Consider the following 18,752-nt stretch of genomic DNA (forward strand, 5'->3'; position numbering starts at 1 on the left):
ATGAATACAGTGATAGCGTTTGTTCTCATTTTCGGTGCCCTTGTATTTTTTCACGAGCTAGGCCATTTAGTTCTTGCTAATCGAGCGGGAATACTATGCCGGGAATTCGCAATTGGTTTTGGACCGAAAATCTTGTCTTTTAAAAGGAATGAAACGGTTTATACGATTCGCCTGTTACCAATAGGTGGATTTGTGAAGATGGCCGGTGAGGATCCTGAAGTAATTGAGGTGAAACCCGGTCATAACGTAGGGTTACTTTTTAATAAAGAAGGTAAAGTTGAAAAGATTATCTTAAATAATAAAGAGAAGTACCCAAATGCACGAATTGTTGAAGTGGAAAACGTCGATTTAGAACATAATATGTTTATTTCTGGTTATGAGCATGGTGAAGAAGATTTCATCAAGCGTTTTGATGTAAGTGAAACATCTTATTTTGTTGTCGACGGTCAAGAAATACAACTAGCTCCATACAACCGTCAATTTCAATCGAAAAAAGTAGGACAGAGAATAGCAGCGATTGCGGCTGGACCATTGATGAATTTTATCCTTGCATTTGTCATTTTAGTTGTATTAGGGTTTATTCAAGGTGCTCCTGTGGATGACCCAAGATTAGGACAGCTCACAGCTGATGGAGCTGCAAAGGAAGCTGGATTGCAAGAAAATGATGTCATTCAGACAATTGAAGGACAATCTACATCCTCTTGGGGGGAAGTAGTCGAGATTATTCGCGAAAATCCTGAAAAAGAATTAACATTTGAAGTAGAGAGAGCGGGACAAATTCTTTCGTATGAGGTTGTACCAAAATCAGCCAAATTAGGTGAGGAAACAATTGGACAAATTGGTGCTTATAATCCAGTAGACAAATCATTTGTTAGCTCTTTCAAATATGGATTTGTTGAAACTTATACATGGGCAAAAGAAATATTAATTGGTTTTGGTAAGTTAATTACAGGTCAATTCTCCATTGAAATGCTTTCCGGGCCGGTTGGTATCTACGATATGACGGATCAGGTTGCTCAATCAGGTACACTTAATTTACTAAGATGGGCTGCCCTTTTAAGTATTAATTTAGGAATTGTAAACCTATTACCACTCCCTGCTTTAGACGGTGGTCGATTATTATTCTTATTTATTGAAGCATTGAGAGGGAAGCCGATTGATCGCCAAAAAGAAGGTATTGTTCACTTTATCGGATTCTCATTATTAATGCTATTGATGTTAGTCGTTACTTGGAATGACATTCAACGTTTATTTTTATAAGAAAACGTATGCGCCTTTTTTAGAATTAAGTGGGATAGGTTAGAAGAATATCAGTGTAAGCGCCTTGGTCAGCCTTAGGTAAATAAGATGCTCTTGAAATGAAGGTGTTTTTTACCTTCATTTCAAGAGGGGCTTACGCTTATGCTGAATGTCGTGCGCTTATCAACAGTACAAGAATTTTATCGTTTTCTAAACGACGAGAAAATTTAAAACTTTTTCTTACTTTTTAGCAAGTTTTTCATTAAAATAGAATGTATATTTGAAATTAGATAGAGGTGCTCGTAATGAAACAAAGTATGACGTTTATTCCTACTCTTAGAGAAGTTCCATCTGACGCTGAGGTGAAAAGCCATCAGCTTATGCTACGAGCTGGGTTTACAAGACAAAACGCAAGTGGTGTATATAGTTATTTACCTTTAGCTAACATTGTGCTAAAGAAAATTGAACAAATTGTCCGTGAAGAAATGAATACTGCCGGAGCATCTGAATTATTAATGCCTGCTCTGCAACAAGCTGAACTTTGGCAAGAGTCAGGACGTTGGTATTCATATGGTCCTGAGCTTATGAGAGTAAAAGATCGTCATAATCGAGAGTTTGCTTTAGGGGCAACACATGAAGAAGTAATTACTAGCTTAGTTCGCGATGAAATTAAATCATATAAGCGTTTGCCACTTTCACTATATCAAATTCAGACAAAATTCCGTGATGAAAAACGTCCTCGTTTTGGCGTTTTGCGTGGACGCGAATTTATTATGAAAGATGCTTATTCATTCCATGCTACAAAAGAGAGTTTGGATGAAGCGTATAATAAAATGTTTACAGCTTATCAAAATATTTTTTCACGTTGCGGTTTAGATTTTCGAGCGGTTATAGCGGATTCAGGTGCAATCGGTGGTACAGATACGCATGAATTCATCGTATTATCTGAGATTGGTGAGGATACAATTGCTTATTCAGATACTTCACAATTCGCTGCGAATATTGAGATGGCACCGGTCAATGCTGTATATGAAAAGAAGACAGATGAGCTAAAGCCGCTTGAAAAAACCGAAACACCAGATCAAAGAACGATTGAAGAAATATCGTCGTTTTTAAATGTAACAAAAGAAGCTTGCATTAAATCTGTATTATTTAAGGTTGATGATCGTTTCGTTCTCGTTCTCGTTCGTGGTGACCATGAAGTTAATGATATCAAATTGAAGAATTTATATGACGCGACAAATGTAGATTTGGCAACAGCGGATGAAACAAAAGAAGCTCTAAATTGTGTTCCAGGATTTGTTGGTCCGATTAATGTATCTGAGAATGTAGAAGTTGTGGCTGACCATGCGATTGCTTCGGTAGTAAATGGAGTATGTGGAGCAAACGAAGAGCAATTCCATTTCCAAGGTGTCAACATTGATCGTGATACTAAGGTTTCACAATATGCGGATCTTCGCTTTATTCAAGAGGGTGACGTATCTCCAGATGGTGAAGGGACAATTAAATTTGCCAAAGGGATTGAAGTCGGTCACGTATTTAAGCTCGGTACTAAATATAGTGAAGCAATGAATGCAACGTTTTTAGATGAAAATGGTCGTACACAACCAATGATAATGGGTTGCTACGGTATTGGGGTATCAAGAACTCTTGCAGCGATCATCGAACAACATCATGATGAAAATGGAATTGTTTGGCCTAATTCAATTGCCCCATTCCAAATTCATCTGATTCCAGTAAATATGAAAAATGATTCACAAAAGGATTTATCAGAAAAACTTTATGCTGAATTTATCGAGCAAGGATATGAAGTTTTACTTGATGATCGTCCTGAGCGTGTTGGTGTTAAATTTGCAGATGCTGATCTAATCGGCTTACCTGTACGTGTAACGATTGGGAAAAAAGCTGAAGAAGGTATTGTTGAAGTAAAAGTTCGTAAAACAGGTGAATCTTTTGAAGTAGCACTTAGTGAACTTCAAGGTCTACTAAAACAATTACTTGGGAACTAAACGATTTATAATAAAGAATAAAACAAAAAATTGATTCTAAAAGAGGCTGACTCGAATGTAGTGGACATAGCATTTATATACGAAAGAGTATATAAATGCTATTGTTTTTCAATGAGGCAGCCTCTTCACTTGTGATAAAGTGAAACTTACCTAAATATGAGGTAGGAATTTTACTGCCTAACAAGAATGGGATAAAATAAATTTTGAATAAAGGCGAATCCCGCGAAATAAGTCCAATTTGTCTAACAAATGGATGGAGAATAAGAAAGAGAGGGGATGTAAGAATGGATATGCAAATCAACCAAATCGAGCGATTTCATCTCCTGCTTCAACAAATAAATTTGACTGAAGATGCAGCGGTCGTTCATTTTAAAAATGGTTCAATTGCCAGGTTGGTCGTTCATAAAAAAATAAAAAAATGGCATTTCCATTTTCAATTTGAAAAAATTCTGCCTTTTGATGTGTTTCAATTGTTTCAAACTAGACTTGTAAAGTCGTTTTCTCATATAGCGGATGTGACATTTTCAATTGAAACGAAAGATCCGTTTTTTGATGAAAAAAATGTACAGGATTATTGGTCGCTCTGTATTCAGCAAATGGATGGGATTTCACCACCAATGCTTGCCCTTTTAAATGAGCAAAAGCCATCTGTTCAAGGAGTAAAGGTCATTGTTAAAACGAAAAATGATACCGAATCGATGACGATTAAACGAAAATATGCACCACTTATTCAAGATAGCTTTCAACAGTTTGGTTTTCCTGCATTTCAAATAGAGACAACTGTTGCAGTGACAGAAGAGGAAATTCAGAAATTCCAAGATCAAAAGCTGCAGGAAGATAAAGAAAAAGGGTTAAAAGCTTTAATAGATATGGTTAATGCAGAGAAAGAAGAGGCTAGTCAACCTGAATTAACTGGCCCATTAACAATCGGTTATACGATTAAAAATGATGAGGAAATACGGACGCTAGCCTCGATAGAAGATGAAGAGAGAAGAATAGCGATACAGGGATATGTCTTTGATGCTGAAACGAAAGAGTTGAGAAGTGGGAGAACCCTTCTTACCTTTAAAATAACGGACTATACTAGCTCCATCCTTGTTAAAATGTTTGCACGAGATAAAGAGGATGCAGTATTAGTACAAGCTGTGAAAAAGGGTATGTGGTTAAGAGTTCGTGGTAGCATTCAAAATGATACATTTGTAAGAGATCTTGTTATGATTGCAAATGATATTAATGAAGTGAAACCACTAGAACGCCAAGACCAAGCTCCAGAAGGTGAGAAAAGAGTTGAACTCCATCTTCATTCACCAATGAGTCAAATGGATGCTGTAACTTCGGTGGGCAAGTATATTGAGCAAGCTAAGAAGTGGGGGCATAAGGCGATTGCCTTAACGGATCATGCAATCGCTCAATCGTTCCCTGAAGCGTATTCCGCAGGTAAAAAGAATGGAATAAAAGTTTTATATGGGGTTGAAATCAATTTAGTCAATGATGGTGTGCCTATTGCTTACAATGATGATAATCGGTTCCTTCCGGATGAAACATATGTCGTGTTTGATGTCGAGACAACAGGTCTTTCAGCAGTCTACGATACAATCATCGAATTAGCAGCGGTAAAAGTTCGCGGTGGAGAAATTGTTGACCGATTTGAATCATTTGCTAATCCTCATCACCCGCTATCGGCAATCACGATTGATTTAACAGGTATTACAGACGATATGGTGAAAGATGCACCAAATGTTGATGAGGTATTGAGGAAATTTAAGGATTGGATTGGCAATGACATCTTAGTCGCTCATAATGCGAGCTTTGACATGGGGTTTTTAAACGTAGGTTATAAAAAACTTCTTGGTGAAGAAAAAGCAAAGAACCCTGTCATTGATACGTTAGAGCTCGGAAGATTTTTATATCCAGAGCTTAAAAATCATCGACTAAACACACTTTGTAAAAGATTTGATATCGAATTAACTCAACATCACCGTGCGATTTACGATGCTGAAGCAACAGGATATTTGCTCATAAAAATGCTAAAGGATGCAGCTGAAAAGGGCATTGAAAATCACAATCAGTTTAATGACAATATGGGGAAAGGTAATGCTTACCGCCGTTCGCGGCCATATCATGCAATCATCCTTGCTCAGAATGAGACAGGCTTAAAAAATTTATTTAAACTTGTATCAATTTCACATATGAACTATTTTTATCGTGTTCCACGTGTTCCAAGATCGTTACTAAATAAATTTAGAGAAGGTCTAATTGTAGGATCAGCTTGTGACAAAGGTGAGGTTTTCGAGGGAATGATGCAAAAATCTCCTGAAGAAGTAGAAGAGATTGCTGCTTACTATGATTATTTAGAGGTTCATCCCCCAGAAGTTTACAATCACCTAATCGAATTAGATTATATTAAGGATGAAACATCTTTAAAGGAAATCATCACAAACATTGTAAACCTTGGAGAAAAATTAGATAAGCCAGTCGTAGCAACAGGTAATGCTCATTATTTAAATCCTGTTGATAAAATTTATCGCAAAATTTTAATAAACTCTCAGGGCGGTGCAAATCCATTAAATCGTCATGAATTACCTAATGTTCATTTCAGAACGACTGACGAAATGATTAGCGCCTTTTCTTTTCTTAGTAATGAAAAGGCGAAAGAGATTGTCGTTGAAAACACAAATAAAATTGCCGATATGATTGATGAAATCAAGCCGATAAAAGATGATCTGTACACACCAAAAATTGATGGTGCAGATGAAGAAATTAGAGCAATGAGCTATACAAAAGCAAGAAGTATATATGGAGACAATCTACCTGAACTCGTGGAAGCCCGTTTAGAAAAAGAACTAAAGAGCATCATTGGACATGGGTTTGCCGTCATTTATTTAATTTCTCATAAACTTGTTAAAAAATCACTTGATGATGGGTATCTAGTTGGTTCACGTGGGTCTGTAGGTTCATCATTCGTTGCAACGATGACCGAAATAACGGAGGTTAATCCGTTACCTCCCCATTATGTGTGTCCAGATTGTCAGCACTCTGAATTTTTTAATGATGGTTCTGTCGGATCAGGTTTTGACTTACCTAACAAAGAGTGTCCTAATTGTGGTGCAAACTATCAAAAGGATGGTCATGATATTCCTTTCGAAACGTTCCTTGGATTCAAAGGAGATAAAGTTCCCGATATCGATCTCAATTTTTCTGGTGAATACCAACCAACAGCACATAACTATACAAAGGTCCTTTTCGGTGAAGATAATGTTTATCGTGCGGGGACAATTGGAACTGTAGCAGAAAAGACAGCCTATGGGTATGTAAAAGGGTATGCAAACGATCGTAACCTTATTTATCGAGGGGCTGAAGTGGATCGGCTCGTACAAGGATGTACAGGGGTAAAGCGAACAACTGGACAGCATCCAGGGGGAATTATCGTTGTCCCAGATTATATGGATATCTTTGATTTTTCACCGATTCAATTTCCAGCAGATGCAACTGGGTCTGAATGGCGGACGACACATTTTGATTTCCATTCGATCCACGATAATTTATTAAAACTTGATATTCTAGGACATGATGATCCAACAGTTATCCGTATGCTTCAAGATTTAAGTGGCATTGATCCAAAAACAATTCCTACAGATGACCCAGAAGTAATGAAAATTTTTAGCGGTACTGAATCATTAGGAGTTACGGAACAACAAATTATGTGTAAAACTGGAACATTAGGGATTCCTGAATTCGGTACACGATTTGTTCGTCAGATGCTTGAAGATACAAAACCAACAACGTTCTCTGAACTTGTCCAAATTTCGGGACTATCGCATGGAACTGATGTATGGCTCGGTAATGCTCAAGAGTTAATTCACAATAATACTTGTACGTTAAGTGAAGTAATTGGTTGTCGTGATGATATAATGGTTTACCTCATCTATCAAGGGTTAGAGCCTTCATTTGCCTTTAAAATTATGGAGTCTGTTCGTAAAGGGAAAGGTTTAACAGATGAGATGGAAGAGGAAATGAAAAAGCAAGAGGTACCTGCTTGGTATATTGATTCATGTTTGAAAATAAAATATATGTTCCCGAAGGCTCATGCTGCTGCCTACGTTTTAATGGCAGTACGGATTGCCTATTTTAAAGTACATCATGCATTATTATATTACGCAGCATACTTTACCGTTCGTGCGGATGATTTTGATATTGATACTATGGTAAAAGGCTCAACACCGATTCGAGCAAAAATTGATGAAATCAATCAAAAAGGATTAGAAGCTTCTCCAAAAGAGAAAAATTTATTAACGGTCTTAGAACTGGCGTTAGAAATGTGTGAAAGAGGATTTGCCTTCCAAAAAGTAGATCTGTATCGTTCAAGTGCTTCTGAGTTTATCATTGATGGAAATACGCTAATTCCACCATTTAACTCTATTCCAGGACTTGGAACCAACGCAGCAATTAATATTGTGAAAGCTCGAGAAGACGGAGAATTTCTTTCAAAAGAGGATCTCCAACAACGAGGAAAAGTCTCAAAAACAATTATTGAGTTCCTTAATACTCATGGCTGTTTAGATGAGCTACCCGATCAAAATCAATTATCACTATTCTAGAAACTCTAGGCCTCAACCATGGGAGACTGTCCCTAATTAGTCTACTTTAAATAAAAAGTTTTAGTTTTTTGAGGGGGAAGACCCTGTGTGAGTTAAGGATTGTTTGCATAAAAATTACGGTTATGTTATGCTTTTAATGGAAATGCTAACGATAGGCAGAGAAAAAGAGTGGGGAAACCCACTCTTTCGTATTGTTATCGTCCTCGTCACTCGGATAGTATATACATACCATTCCCTGCTCAAAAGGCAGGGTTTTTCAGCTACTAAAACTTGAAACAGGCTGTATAATGATATGAAAACAGTGGATTTATAGCGTATTTAACATGTTTAGTGCAAGTGCCTAACCACAGAAAAATAGAAGGTGAAATATACCTTTTATGAAGTGGATTCATAATTGTCCGAGGCAGATATAGGCGCTTGTGCTTTTGTCCCGCATTAACGGGCAGTAATACCCTCACCTTTAAGCTTGAGTAATCAAAATAGCGAAGGTGTGGGGTAACTGCCCGTAAATGCCCGATAAGTCTCGCTATAACAGCGAGTTAAAAAATGCATGAGCTTTTCAACTTAGTTTTGCGTCTAGCGCAAGCGTCTAGCCCTTTGAAGCCATAAGTCACCCATGAAATGAAGGGAAAAACGACTTCTAATCATGATCATCTTATGTCATGTTTTTAGACTAAGCAACGCGCTTGCGCTTTTCTTAGCAAGGAGGAAGAGAATGAGCAAAAAAGTAACAGAAATTGTGGAACAATTAGTGACACCAATTTTAATTGACATGAAATTAGAATTGGTTGATATCGAATATGTTAAAGAAGGTTCTAATTGGTTTCTACGATTATATATCGATTCTGAGACAGGCATTGATATTGAGGAATGTGGGATTGTAAGTGAACGATTAAGCGAACAGCTTGATGAACTAGACCCGATTCAACATAACTACTTCTTAGAGGTTTCGTCGCCTGGTGCGGAAAGACCATTAAAAAAAGAAGAAGATTTAAAGAAAGCAATAGGTAAGCAGGTCCATATTAAAACCTATGAACCGATCAATGGAGAAAAATTATTTGAAGGTGTCTTAACTGATTTTGACGGTCAAACCGTTACAGTTACAGTAACGATTAAGACTAGAAAAAAACAGGTGGAAATCCCTTATAATAAAGTGGCAAAAGCTCGATTAGCTGTCACTTTCAACTAATACTTGAAAGAATAGTTTTTCCAAGGGATTTGTTGGGGTTTTCCCCAATGCAAATCCCGCTATAATTTTTCCACTTACTTCTTATATGCAATAAGCTCATATACTTAAATTGAAGAAGATGGATATGGTAAAACAGAAAGTTTTATTTTTTAAGGGGGAAGCCGTTAAAATGAGTAGTGAACTATTAGATGCCTTAACAATTTTAGAAAAGGAAAAGGGCATTAGTAAGGATATAATTATTGAAGCGATTGAAGCTGCATTAATTTCTGCTTACAAAAGAAATTTTAATCAAGCACAAAATGTTCGTGTTGATTTAAATCGAGAAACAGGTACAATGAAAGTTTATGCAAGGAAAGATGTTGTTGATGAAGTATATGATTCACGTCTTGAAATTTCGATTGGGGAAGCAAGAGGAATCAATCCAAATTATGTGCTAAATGATGTGATTGAAATGGAAGTAACTCCTAAAGATTTTGGACGTATTGCAGCACAAACAGCTAAGCAAGTCGTGACTCAGAGAGTCCGTGAAGCTGAACGTGGTGTGATATATAGTGAGTTTATTGACCGTGAAGAAGATATCATGACTGGGATTGTGCAGCGTATCGACTCTAAATTTATTTATGTAAGTTTAGGGAAGATTGAAGCTCTTTTACCTGTTAGTGAACAGATGCCAAATGAAACATATAGACCACATGATCGAATTAAAGTATTTATTACGAAGGTTGAAAAGACGACGAAGGGTCCTCAAATTTTCGTGTCAAGAACTCACCCGGGGCTATTAAAAAGATTATTCGAGATTGAAGTTCCAGAAATCTATGATGGGACAGTTGAAATAAAATCTGTATCTCGTGAAGCTGGAGATCGTTCGAAAATATCTGTGCATTCAGATAATTTAGAGGTTGACCCTGTTGGTTCATGTGTTGGTCCAAAAGGTCAACGTGTACAAGCGATTGTCAATGAATTAAAAGGTGAAAAAATTGACATTGTAAAATGGTCTGCGGATCCTATCGAATTTGTCGCTAATGCATTAAGTCCTTCAAAAGTAGTTGAGGTTCTCGTTAATGAGGAAGAAAAGGCTACGACAGTTATTGTCCCTGACTATCAATTATCGTTAGCTATTGGGAAACGAGGACAAAATGCCCGTTTAGCTGCTAAACTTACCGGTTGGAAAATAGATATCAAAAGTGAAACAGATGCAGAAAAGGCTGGAATTTATCCAGTAGGAGAATTCGAAACTGACGTTGTTGATGACGAACCACTTTTAACTAGTTTCCATGAACCAAAGCTTAGTGAATAAGAGGTGAATGCACATGAACAACCGCAAAGTTCCCTTACGTAAATGTGTTGCAACAGGAGAAATGAAAACAAAAAAAGAACTTGTCCGAGTTGTCAGGTCAAAGGATGACGATGTTTCTGTCGACCTAACCGGCAAAAAAAATGGACGCGGTGCTTATATCACTCTCGATAAAGAGTGTATCCTGCAAGCGAAAAAGAAAAATATTCTTGCCAATCATTTAAAGACACATATCGAAGAAACTGTATATGAAGAGTTACTTCAATTGGCTGAGAAGGAGAAACAATAAATAATATGAATCAGCAGCAAAAATGGATGTCCTTATTAGGCTTAGCAAATCGAGCGCGAAAAGTTATTTCTGGAGAGGAACTTGTTGTTAAAGAAATTAGACAACAAAAAGCTAAGCTTGTACTGCTTTCACAAGATGCATCCGCTAATACAATGAAGAAGGTAAAAGATAAATGCACGTTTTATCAAGTCCCCTTTAAAACTGTTGAAGATCGCTACCAATTGGGTCAGGCGATTGGTAAAGACGCGAGAGTTGTTGTCTCGATAAATGATGCAGGCTTTGCTGCAAAATTAAAAACCTTGCTCGATTAATATTCTTGGGGGTGGACGTATGACAAAGATGCGCGTATATGAATATGCAAAACAAACAAATGTGTCAAGTAAAGACATTATTTCTACGTTACAAGAGATGGATGTTGAAGTTAGCAATCACATGTCTACGATCGAAGACAATGTAATTGTTAAGCTTGATCAAAAATTTAATACAGCTAACAAAAAAAATACAAGTAACGAATTAACTAAGAAAACGGGGAATCAAGTGAATAATACTAATACAAGTAATAACAAATCAGAAAATACAAACACAAATAATGGCAAAAAACAGCCTGCGACGAATTCCAATCGAAACAATAACAGGCCAAACCAAGCAAATAATAAACCTTTTAATCAAAACAAAGGGAAGAAAAATAATAACGCTAAGAAAAATAAAGGTAATTTCCAACAGCCTGCGCAACCTAAACCTAAAAAAGAGCTACCAAGCAAAATTACATTCATCGGTAGTTTATCTGTAGGAGAATTAGCTTCAAAGCTCGGTAAAGAGCCATCAGAAATCATTAAAAAGCTACTTCTACTTGGGACAATGGCAACAATTAATCAAGAACTTGATAAAGACTCAATCGAATTAATCGCTGGTGATTATGGTGTCGAAGTTGAAGAGGAAATTGTATTTGAAAAAACTGAATTCGAGAAATACGAAGAAGAAGACCGTGCGGAAGATCTACAAATTCGTCCTGCAGTTGTGACAATCATGGGTCACGTTGACCATGGTAAAACGACTCTTCTTGACTCGATTCGAAATACGAAAGTGACAGCGGGCGAAGCTGGTGGAATCACACAGCATATTGGTGCATATCAAATTGTTTCAAACGATCAGAAGATTACCTTCTTGGATACACCAGGTCATGCTGCGTTCACGACAATGCGTGCTCGTGGTGCACAAGTAACAGATATTACCATTCTAGTAGTTGCTGCTGATGACGGTGTAATGCCACAAACAGTCGAAGCAATTAACCATGCAAAAGCAGCTGAGGTACCGATTATTGTTGCTGTTAACAAAGTTGATAAACCAACTGCAAATCCAGACCGGGTTATGCAGGAATTAACAGAACATGGTCTAGTACCAGAAGCTTGGGGTGGAGATACTATCTTTGTACCTGTCTCCGCATTAAATGGTCAAGGAATTGATGATTTACTTGAAATGATTATCTTAGTAACAGAAGTAGAAGAACTTAAAGCAAATCCAAACAGACGTGCTACTGGTACCGTAATTGAAGCACAATTAGATAAGGGTCGCGGTTCAGTCGCTACACTTCTCGTTCAAAATGGTACACTTCATGTAGGTGACCCAATTGTCGTAGGAAATACATTTGGTCGTGTTCGTGCAATGGTCAATGATATTGGTCGAAGAGTAAAAGAGGCTGGTCCATCTACTCCTGTTGAAGTCACAGGTTTAAATGATGTACCATTAGCTGGAGATCAATTTATGGTATTTGAGGATGAGAAGCAAGCTCGTCAGGTAGGGGAAGCAAGAGCGCAAAAGCAGCTTGACGCCCAACGTAGCGAAGGTTCTAAATTAAGCCTTGATGACCTATTTGAACAAATTAAGCAAGGTGAAATTAAAGATATTAATTTAATTTTAAAAGCGGATGTACAAGGTTCTGCTGAAGCATTAGCAGCATCTTTACAAAAAATAGAAGTCGAAGGTGTCCGCGTTAAAATCATCCATACAGGTGTAGGTGCGATAACTGAGTCGGATATTATCCTAGCGTCTGCTTCAAATGCCATTGTCATCGGCTTTAACGTCCGTCCTGATAGTGGTGCTAAGAAAACAGCTGATGCTGAGGAAGTAGATATTCGCCTCCACCGTATCATCTATAAAGCAATTGAAGAAATTGAATTAGCGATGAAAGGTATGCTTGACCCAGAATATGAAGAAAAAGTTATTGGTCAAGTTGAAGTTCGTACAACCTTTAAAGTATCTAAAATTGGTACAATTGCTGGTGCATACGTAACCGAGGGTAAAATCACTCGCGATAGTGGAGTAAGATTGATTCGTGATGGTATTGTTGTATTTGAAGGTGAAATTGATGCACTAAAACGATTTAAAGATGATGTTAAGGAAGTAGCTCGAAATTACGAATGTGGGATTACGCTTAAAAACTACAATGATGTCAAAGAAGGCGACATTATTGAATCCTACATTATGGTGGAAATCGAACGCAAATGATCGGATATGTTGACTGCGAGTGCATCATTTATGATTCACAGTCATTAAAAGATAAACGGGCAGTATTGCAGCGGGTTTTGACAAGGATAAAACAAAAATACAATGTTTCAATTTCAGAAATTGACTTTCAAGATACATGGCAACGGACGAAGTTTGGTATTGTTGCTATTAGTTCCCAAAAAGTGCAAACAGAAAAAGAATTGCAAAGTGTTTTACATTTTATCGATTCTTTTCCTGAAATTGAACGTACAGTAACGACGATTGAATGGTTGTAGATGAAGAGGTGATGACATGAGCTTAAGAGCAAACCGTGTCGGTGAACAAATGAAAAAAGAACTTGGCGATATCATTGGTCGAAAAATCAAAGACCCACGTATCGGCTTTGTAACTGTAACAGATGTTAGTGTGTCAGGTGACTTGCAAATTGCGAAAGTGTTTATTTCAGTACTTGGTGATGAGGAACAAAGACAAAACACTTTAAAAGGATTGGCAAAGGCGAGAGGGTTTATTCGTTCAGAAATTGGTCAACGAATCCGCTTAAGAAAGACACCTGAAATCCAGTTCGAATTTGACGAATCAATTGATTATGGAAATCGAATTGAAACATTAATTCATGAAATAAATGCACAAAATAAAGAGGAGGAATAACTCCTTTTTAAAGGGATAGACACCTTGTCTATCCCTTTCTTTAGCTTTTAGAAATGTAATATACTTGTCCTATACAAAAGCGTTCCATATAAATTTACAGCTCTAAGATTGATGTAGACGGGAAATGACGTGCAAGCAATTAGTTGCGCATATGTTGATTGGTACAAGTAACTAGCTACTTAATATAGTGAGTGAATGTCAAAGTACATATTAAACTTCGAAAAGATAAAAAAATAGGATTGGTGGGTTATTAATGGAAGGTGTTTTATTACTGAATAAGCCAGCTGGGATGACATCCCATGATTGTGTAGCGAAAATGAGGAGGCTTGCAAAGACAAAAAAAGTAGGTCATACAGGTACTCTTGATCCAGATGTGACAGGTGTATTACCTCTTTGTTTAGGTAGAGCAACGAAAATTGTTGAATATTTAACTGCATCCTCAAAAACATATGAAGCAGAAGTGACGATTGGCTTTTCAACAACAACTGAAGATGCTTCTGGAGAGGTAATAGAGAGAAAAAGTGTAAATCCTCAGATTACACAAGAAGAAGTAGAGCAAGTATTACTTTCAATGACTGGAATAATTGAACAGATTCCTCCAATGTATTCAGCTGTTAAAGTGAAAGGTAAGAAGCTATACGAATATGCAAGAGCCGGAATAGAGGTTGAGAGACCTTCTAGAATGATTACGATCAGCGAATTAGTTCTATTAAGTTCAGTCAACAATGAGGATGGTTTAGCTAAATTTCGTTTCCGTGTGACATGCTCAAAAGGTACTTACGTCCGAACTTTAGCGGTAATGATTGGAGAGAGACTTGGATATCCTGCCCATATGTCACATCTTATCCGCACAAAATCTGGAGAATTTGACATCGCCAATTGTCTAACGTTTGAAGAAATCGAAGCAGCAATCGAATGTGGTGAGCTTCAAGATTCTTTACTTACAATCGGTGAAGCGTTAAAAGATTTGCCGAAATTAATTATCCATGATACGCTTACAGAGAAAGTGAGAAATGGTGCTGTACTTGAGTTACCTTCTGAGTTTCTTGAGTTTGAAGTTGGCTCTCCGATTGCCGTTTATGGTGAAGATGGAAGCTGCATTGCTATTTATGCGAAACATCCTACTAAGCAACATCTCATGAAGCCTACGAAGGTGCTGATGAATGAATCTTAATAAGTTTAAAGAAGGTGTTAAAAAGTCTCTAAGTTAACTTTTTAGTCTTCTTTATTAAACTGTATTTTAAGTGGGAAAAAGGTGAAGTTGACAGTGAAAATAATTAAATTATCTCAAGCGCATAATTTTAATAAGCAAGATTTCGATGAAATGGTCGTAGCTTTAGGGTATTTTGATGGTGTTCATAAAGGACATCAAAAGGTAATCCTAAAAGCAAAAGAAATAGCTGAGACAAAAGGGTATAAAAGTGCAGTTATGACATTTACCCCTCATCCACTCACCGTTCTGCGAAATCAAGTGGAAGAAGACTGTATTACATCGCTTGAAGAAAAGATTCAATTGATTGAGAGATTTGAGATTGATCTTTTGTTTATTGTAGAATTTACAAAAGAATTTGCAAGCTTATTACCTCAGCAATTTATCGACGAGTATATAATAAATTTAAATGTGAAGCATGTAGTTGCAGGCTATGATTTTACATATGGTTCTTTAGGGAAGGGGACGATGGAGACCTTACCGTTCCATTCTCGAAATCAATTTTTATATACGACGGTTGAGAAACAAACTGACCATGCTCGCAAGATTAGTTCATCTTTAATCCGTAAAGTAGTAAGAAGTGGAGATGTAACATACGCACAAACCCTTCTGGGAAGACCCTATTCAGTCAATGGCTTAGTCATTCATGGTGATAAAAGAGGAAGAACAATTGGCTTTCCCACAGCGAATATTGAAGTGGGTGAGGGCTATTTATTACCTCCAACAGGGGTATATGCTGTAACAGCAACCGTTCGTGGGAAGGAATACAAAGGGGTATGTAATATTGGATTCAAACCTACGTTCAACAAAGAAAAAGCCGCAAGACCAAGTATTGAAGTACATATTTTTGATTTTCATAGTGAAATTTATGATGAAAATGTAGCAGTTTCTTGGTATAAGCGTATAAGAAGTGAACAAAAGTTTAATAATGTAGAGGAACTTATTGAACAAATTACAAAAGATAAAACAGCTGCATTACAATTTTTTATGCAAAAAACAGTTTAGCCCTTGCAATATTGTTCAAAAAATAGTATTCTAATTGACGTAACTTAAAACCGTTGCTTGGCAAATCGATTCACCAACGATTGCTCAGTAATAGGGGTTTTTTGTAAATTAAGGAGGTGAAAAGGATGGCTATCACACAAGAACGTAAAAACGAACTAATCGCAAGTTTCAAAACACATGAATCTGATACTGGATCACCAGAGGTTCAAATTGCTATCCTTACTGAGGACATCAATAACTTAAACGAACACTTACGCGTTCACAAAAAAGACCACCATTCTCGTCGCGGTCTATTAAAAATGGTAGGTAAACGTCGTAACTTACTAACTTACCTACGTAATAAAGACGTAGCTCGTTATCGTGAATTAATCAACAAGCTTGGTTTACGTCGATAATTACTTCAAAAGCGGGATTTTTCCCGCTTTTTTAGTGTATTTAAAATTGGGAAATAAATAATTGAACTTTTAAAAAAAGTAGTGAAATTAGCAAAACAAAACACGTTTTTTTATAAACCCATTTACATACAATAACAACATTGATATGTTGAATTTAAATGGTTCATATTAATACATAACGTTACTATATAAGAGAGGAGTTTTTACGTACATGGGTCAAGAAAAGAAAATATTTTCCATAGATTGGGCTGGAAGAAACCTGTCTGTTGAAATCGGGCAACTAGCTAAACAAGCAAATGGAGCAGTTCTCATTCGATACGGCGATACTGCAGTATTAAGTACAGCAACTGCTTCAAAGGAGCCAAAGCCGCTTGATTTCTTTCCTTTAACAGTGAATTATGAAGAGCGTTTATACGCGGTAGGTAAAATTCCGGGTGGATTTATTAAAAGAGAGGGTCGTCCAAGTGAAAAGGCAATTTTGGCGAGTCGATTAATCGATCGTCCAATTAGACCATTATTCGCAGATGGCTTTAGAAATGAAGTACAAGTAATCAGCATCGTCATGAGTGTTGATCAAGATTGTTCATCAGAAATGGCAGCGATGTTCGGATCTTCACTTGCACTTTGCGTTTCTGATATTCCGTTTGAAGGACCAATTGCTGGTGTAACAGTCGGCAGAATAGATAATGAATTTATTATTAATCCTAATGTTGAGCAAACTGAAAAAAGCGATATCCATTTAGTTGTTGCTGGTACTAAGGATGCAATCAATATGGTTGAAGCTGGTGCAGAGGAAGTTCCGGAAGAAACAATGCTTGAAGCAATTATGTTTGGTCATGAAGAAATTAAACGTCTAATTGTCTTCCAAGAAGAAATCGCTGCAGCAGTTGGGAAAGAAAAAACGGCCGTTTCACTTTTTGAATTAGACGCTAATCTAGAAAAAGAAATTCGCGAGCTTGCAGAAAATGATTTATTACAAGCGATTCAAGTTCAAGAAAAACATGCAAGAGAAGCAGCTATTTCTGAAGTGAAAAATGCAGTAGTTGAGAAATTTGAAGAAAAAGATGCTGATGAAAGCACGCTTAAACAAGTAAAGCAAATCCTTTCTAAGCTAGTGAAAGCTGAAGTTCGTCGCCTAATTACAGAAGAAAAAGTTAGACCTGATGGCCGTGGAGTTGACGAGATTCGACCACTTTCATCTGAAGTTAATTTATTATCAAGAACACATGGTTCTGGCTTGTTCACACGTGGACAAACTCAAGCATTAAGTATTTGTACACTTGGAGCACTTGGAGATGTGCAAATATTAGACGGTCTTGGTATCGAAGAATCTAAACGTTTCATGCATCATTATAATTTCCCACAATTTAGTGTTGGGGAAACAGGACCGATGAGAGGACCGGGGCGTCGTGAAATTGGTCATGGTGCATTAGGTGAACGAGCATTGGAACCAATTATTCCTTCAGAAAAGGATTTCCCATATACAATTCGTCTTGTATCAGAAGTTTTAGAATCAAATGGTTCTACGTCACAAGCAAGTATTTGTGCAAGTACGCTAGCGATGATGGATGCTGGTGTGCCGATAAAAGCTCCTGTAGCTGGTATTGCAATGGGTCTTGTGAAATCTGGAGAGCATTATACAGTATTGACAGATATCCAAGGTATGGAAGATGCTTTAGGTGATATGGACTTTAAAGTTGCAGGTACAGAAAAAGGTGTAACTGCTTTACAAATGGATATTAAAATTGATGGACTTTCCCGTGAAATTCTTGAGGAAGCCCTCCAACAAGCTAAAAAAGGCAGAATGGAAATTTTAAAATCTATGCTTGCTACACTTTCAACACCTAAACAAGAGCTATCTCAATATGCTCCAAAGATTCTAACGATGAATATCAATCCTGATAAGATTAGAGACGTCATTGGACCGAGCGGTAAGCAAATTAATAAAATTATTGAAGAAACAGGCGTGAAAATTGACATCGAACAAGACGGCACTGTGTTCATTTCATCTGTAAACGAAGAAATGAATCAAAAAGCGAAAAAGATCATCGAAGATCTAGTTCGTGAAGTCGTTGTTGGTCAAATGTACCTCGGTAAAGTAAAAAGAATTGAAAAATTCGGTGCATTTGTTGAAATTTTCAATGGCAAAGATGGATTGGTTCATATATCAGAACTTGCTGAGGAACGTATCGGTAAAGTTGAAGATGTTATCGCACTTGGTGATGAAATTTTAGTGAAAGTAACTGAAATTGATAAGCAAGGTCGTGTGAATCTATCAAGAAAAGCCGTTTTGAAAGAACAAAAAGAACAAAAAGAACAAAAAGAACAAAAAGAACAACAAACAGAAAAAACACAAGGATAAAAGTCGAGG

14 protein-coding genes are annotated in these 18,752 nt (G+C 37.0%); all 14 read left to right on the top strand.

All coding sequences use genetic code 11. The features are described from left to right. The 14 genes from rseP (at position 1) to pnp (ending at position 18,743) form a co-directional block, all read left to right on the top strand. Complete coding sequence (gene rseP, locus K9V48_RS06510; protein ID WP_224137900.1) at positions 1 to 1,260, top strand: RIP metalloprotease RseP; 1,260 nt, start codon at positions 1 to 3, stop codon at positions 1,258 to 1,260. Positions 1,261 to 1,544: 284 nt separating this feature from the next. Next, entirely contained in the window at positions 1,545 to 3,248 is a 1,704-nt protein-coding gene (locus tag K9V48_RS06515) for a proline--tRNA ligase (RefSeq protein WP_224137901.1), read from the top strand. 284 nt (positions 3,249 to 3,532) lie between these two features. Beyond that, a complete protein-coding gene (locus tag K9V48_RS06520; RefSeq protein WP_224137902.1) occupies positions 3,533 to 7,846 on the top strand; it encodes a PolC-type DNA polymerase III in 4,314 nt (1,437 codons plus the stop codon). 715 nt (positions 7,847 to 8,561) lie between these two features. Then, complete coding sequence (rimP, locus tag K9V48_RS06525; protein ID WP_224137903.1) at positions 8,562 to 9,035, top strand: ribosome maturation factor RimP; 474 nt, start codon at positions 8,562 to 8,564, stop codon at positions 9,033 to 9,035. A 169-nt stretch (positions 9,036 to 9,204) separates the two neighbouring features. Continuing rightward, on the top strand, positions 9,205 to 10,332 hold the full coding sequence (nusA, locus tag K9V48_RS06530) for a transcription termination factor NusA (protein ID WP_224137904.1): 1,128 nt from the start codon (positions 9,205 to 9,207) through the stop codon (positions 10,330 to 10,332). Between the two features lie 13 nt (positions 10,333 to 10,345). Beyond that, positions 10,346 to 10,618, top strand: a complete 273-nt coding sequence (gene rnpM, locus K9V48_RS06535; RefSeq protein WP_224137905.1) for an RNase P modulator RnpM — start codon at positions 10,346 to 10,348, stop codon at positions 10,616 to 10,618. 5 nt (positions 10,619 to 10,623) lie between these two features. Continuing rightward, positions 10,624 to 10,929, top strand: coding sequence for a YlxQ family RNA-binding protein (locus K9V48_RS06540; protein WP_224137906.1), 306 nt, complete (start codon positions 10,624 to 10,626; stop codon positions 10,927 to 10,929). 19 nt (positions 10,930 to 10,948) lie between these two features. Next, positions 10,949 to 13,123, top strand: coding sequence for a translation initiation factor IF-2 (gene infB, locus K9V48_RS06545; RefSeq protein WP_224137907.1), 2,175 nt, complete (start codon positions 10,949 to 10,951; stop codon positions 13,121 to 13,123). Continuing rightward, a complete protein-coding gene (locus tag K9V48_RS06550; protein WP_224137908.1) occupies positions 13,120 to 13,398 on the top strand; it encodes a DUF503 domain-containing protein in 279 nt (92 codons plus the stop codon). The genes infB and K9V48_RS06550 overlap by 4 nt, the downstream gene beginning before the upstream one ends. Before the next feature lie 16 nt (positions 13,399 to 13,414). Next, positions 13,415 to 13,771, top strand: coding sequence for a 30S ribosome-binding factor RbfA (gene rbfA, locus K9V48_RS06555; protein WP_224137909.1), 357 nt, complete (start codon positions 13,415 to 13,417; stop codon positions 13,769 to 13,771). A 253-nt stretch (positions 13,772 to 14,024) separates the two neighbouring features. Next, positions 14,025 to 14,945: a tRNA pseudouridine(55) synthase TruB gene (gene truB / locus K9V48_RS06560; RefSeq protein WP_224137910.1), complete on the top strand. Its 921-nt coding sequence runs from the start codon at positions 14,025 to 14,027 to the stop codon at positions 14,943 to 14,945. Between the two features lie 93 nt (positions 14,946 to 15,038). After that, positions 15,039 to 15,986 (top strand): bifunctional riboflavin kinase/FAD synthetase, encoded by a 948-nt coding sequence (gene ribF / locus K9V48_RS06565; RefSeq protein WP_224137911.1) that lies wholly within the window; start codon positions 15,039 to 15,041, stop codon positions 15,984 to 15,986. A gap of 125 nt (positions 15,987 to 16,111) precedes the next feature. Further along, positions 16,112 to 16,381 carry a 30S ribosomal protein S15 gene (gene rpsO / locus K9V48_RS06570; protein ID WP_224137912.1) on the top strand — a complete coding sequence of 90 codons (270 nt, stop codon included), beginning with the start codon at positions 16,112 to 16,114 and terminating at the stop codon, positions 16,379 to 16,381. A 211-nt stretch (positions 16,382 to 16,592) separates the two neighbouring features. Then, entirely contained in the window at positions 16,593 to 18,743 is a 2,151-nt protein-coding gene (gene pnp / locus K9V48_RS06575) for a polyribonucleotide nucleotidyltransferase (RefSeq protein WP_224137913.1), read from the top strand. Positions 18,744 to 18,752 lie beyond the last annotated feature (9 nt).

Source organism: Metabacillus rhizolycopersici, from assembly GCF_020075705.1.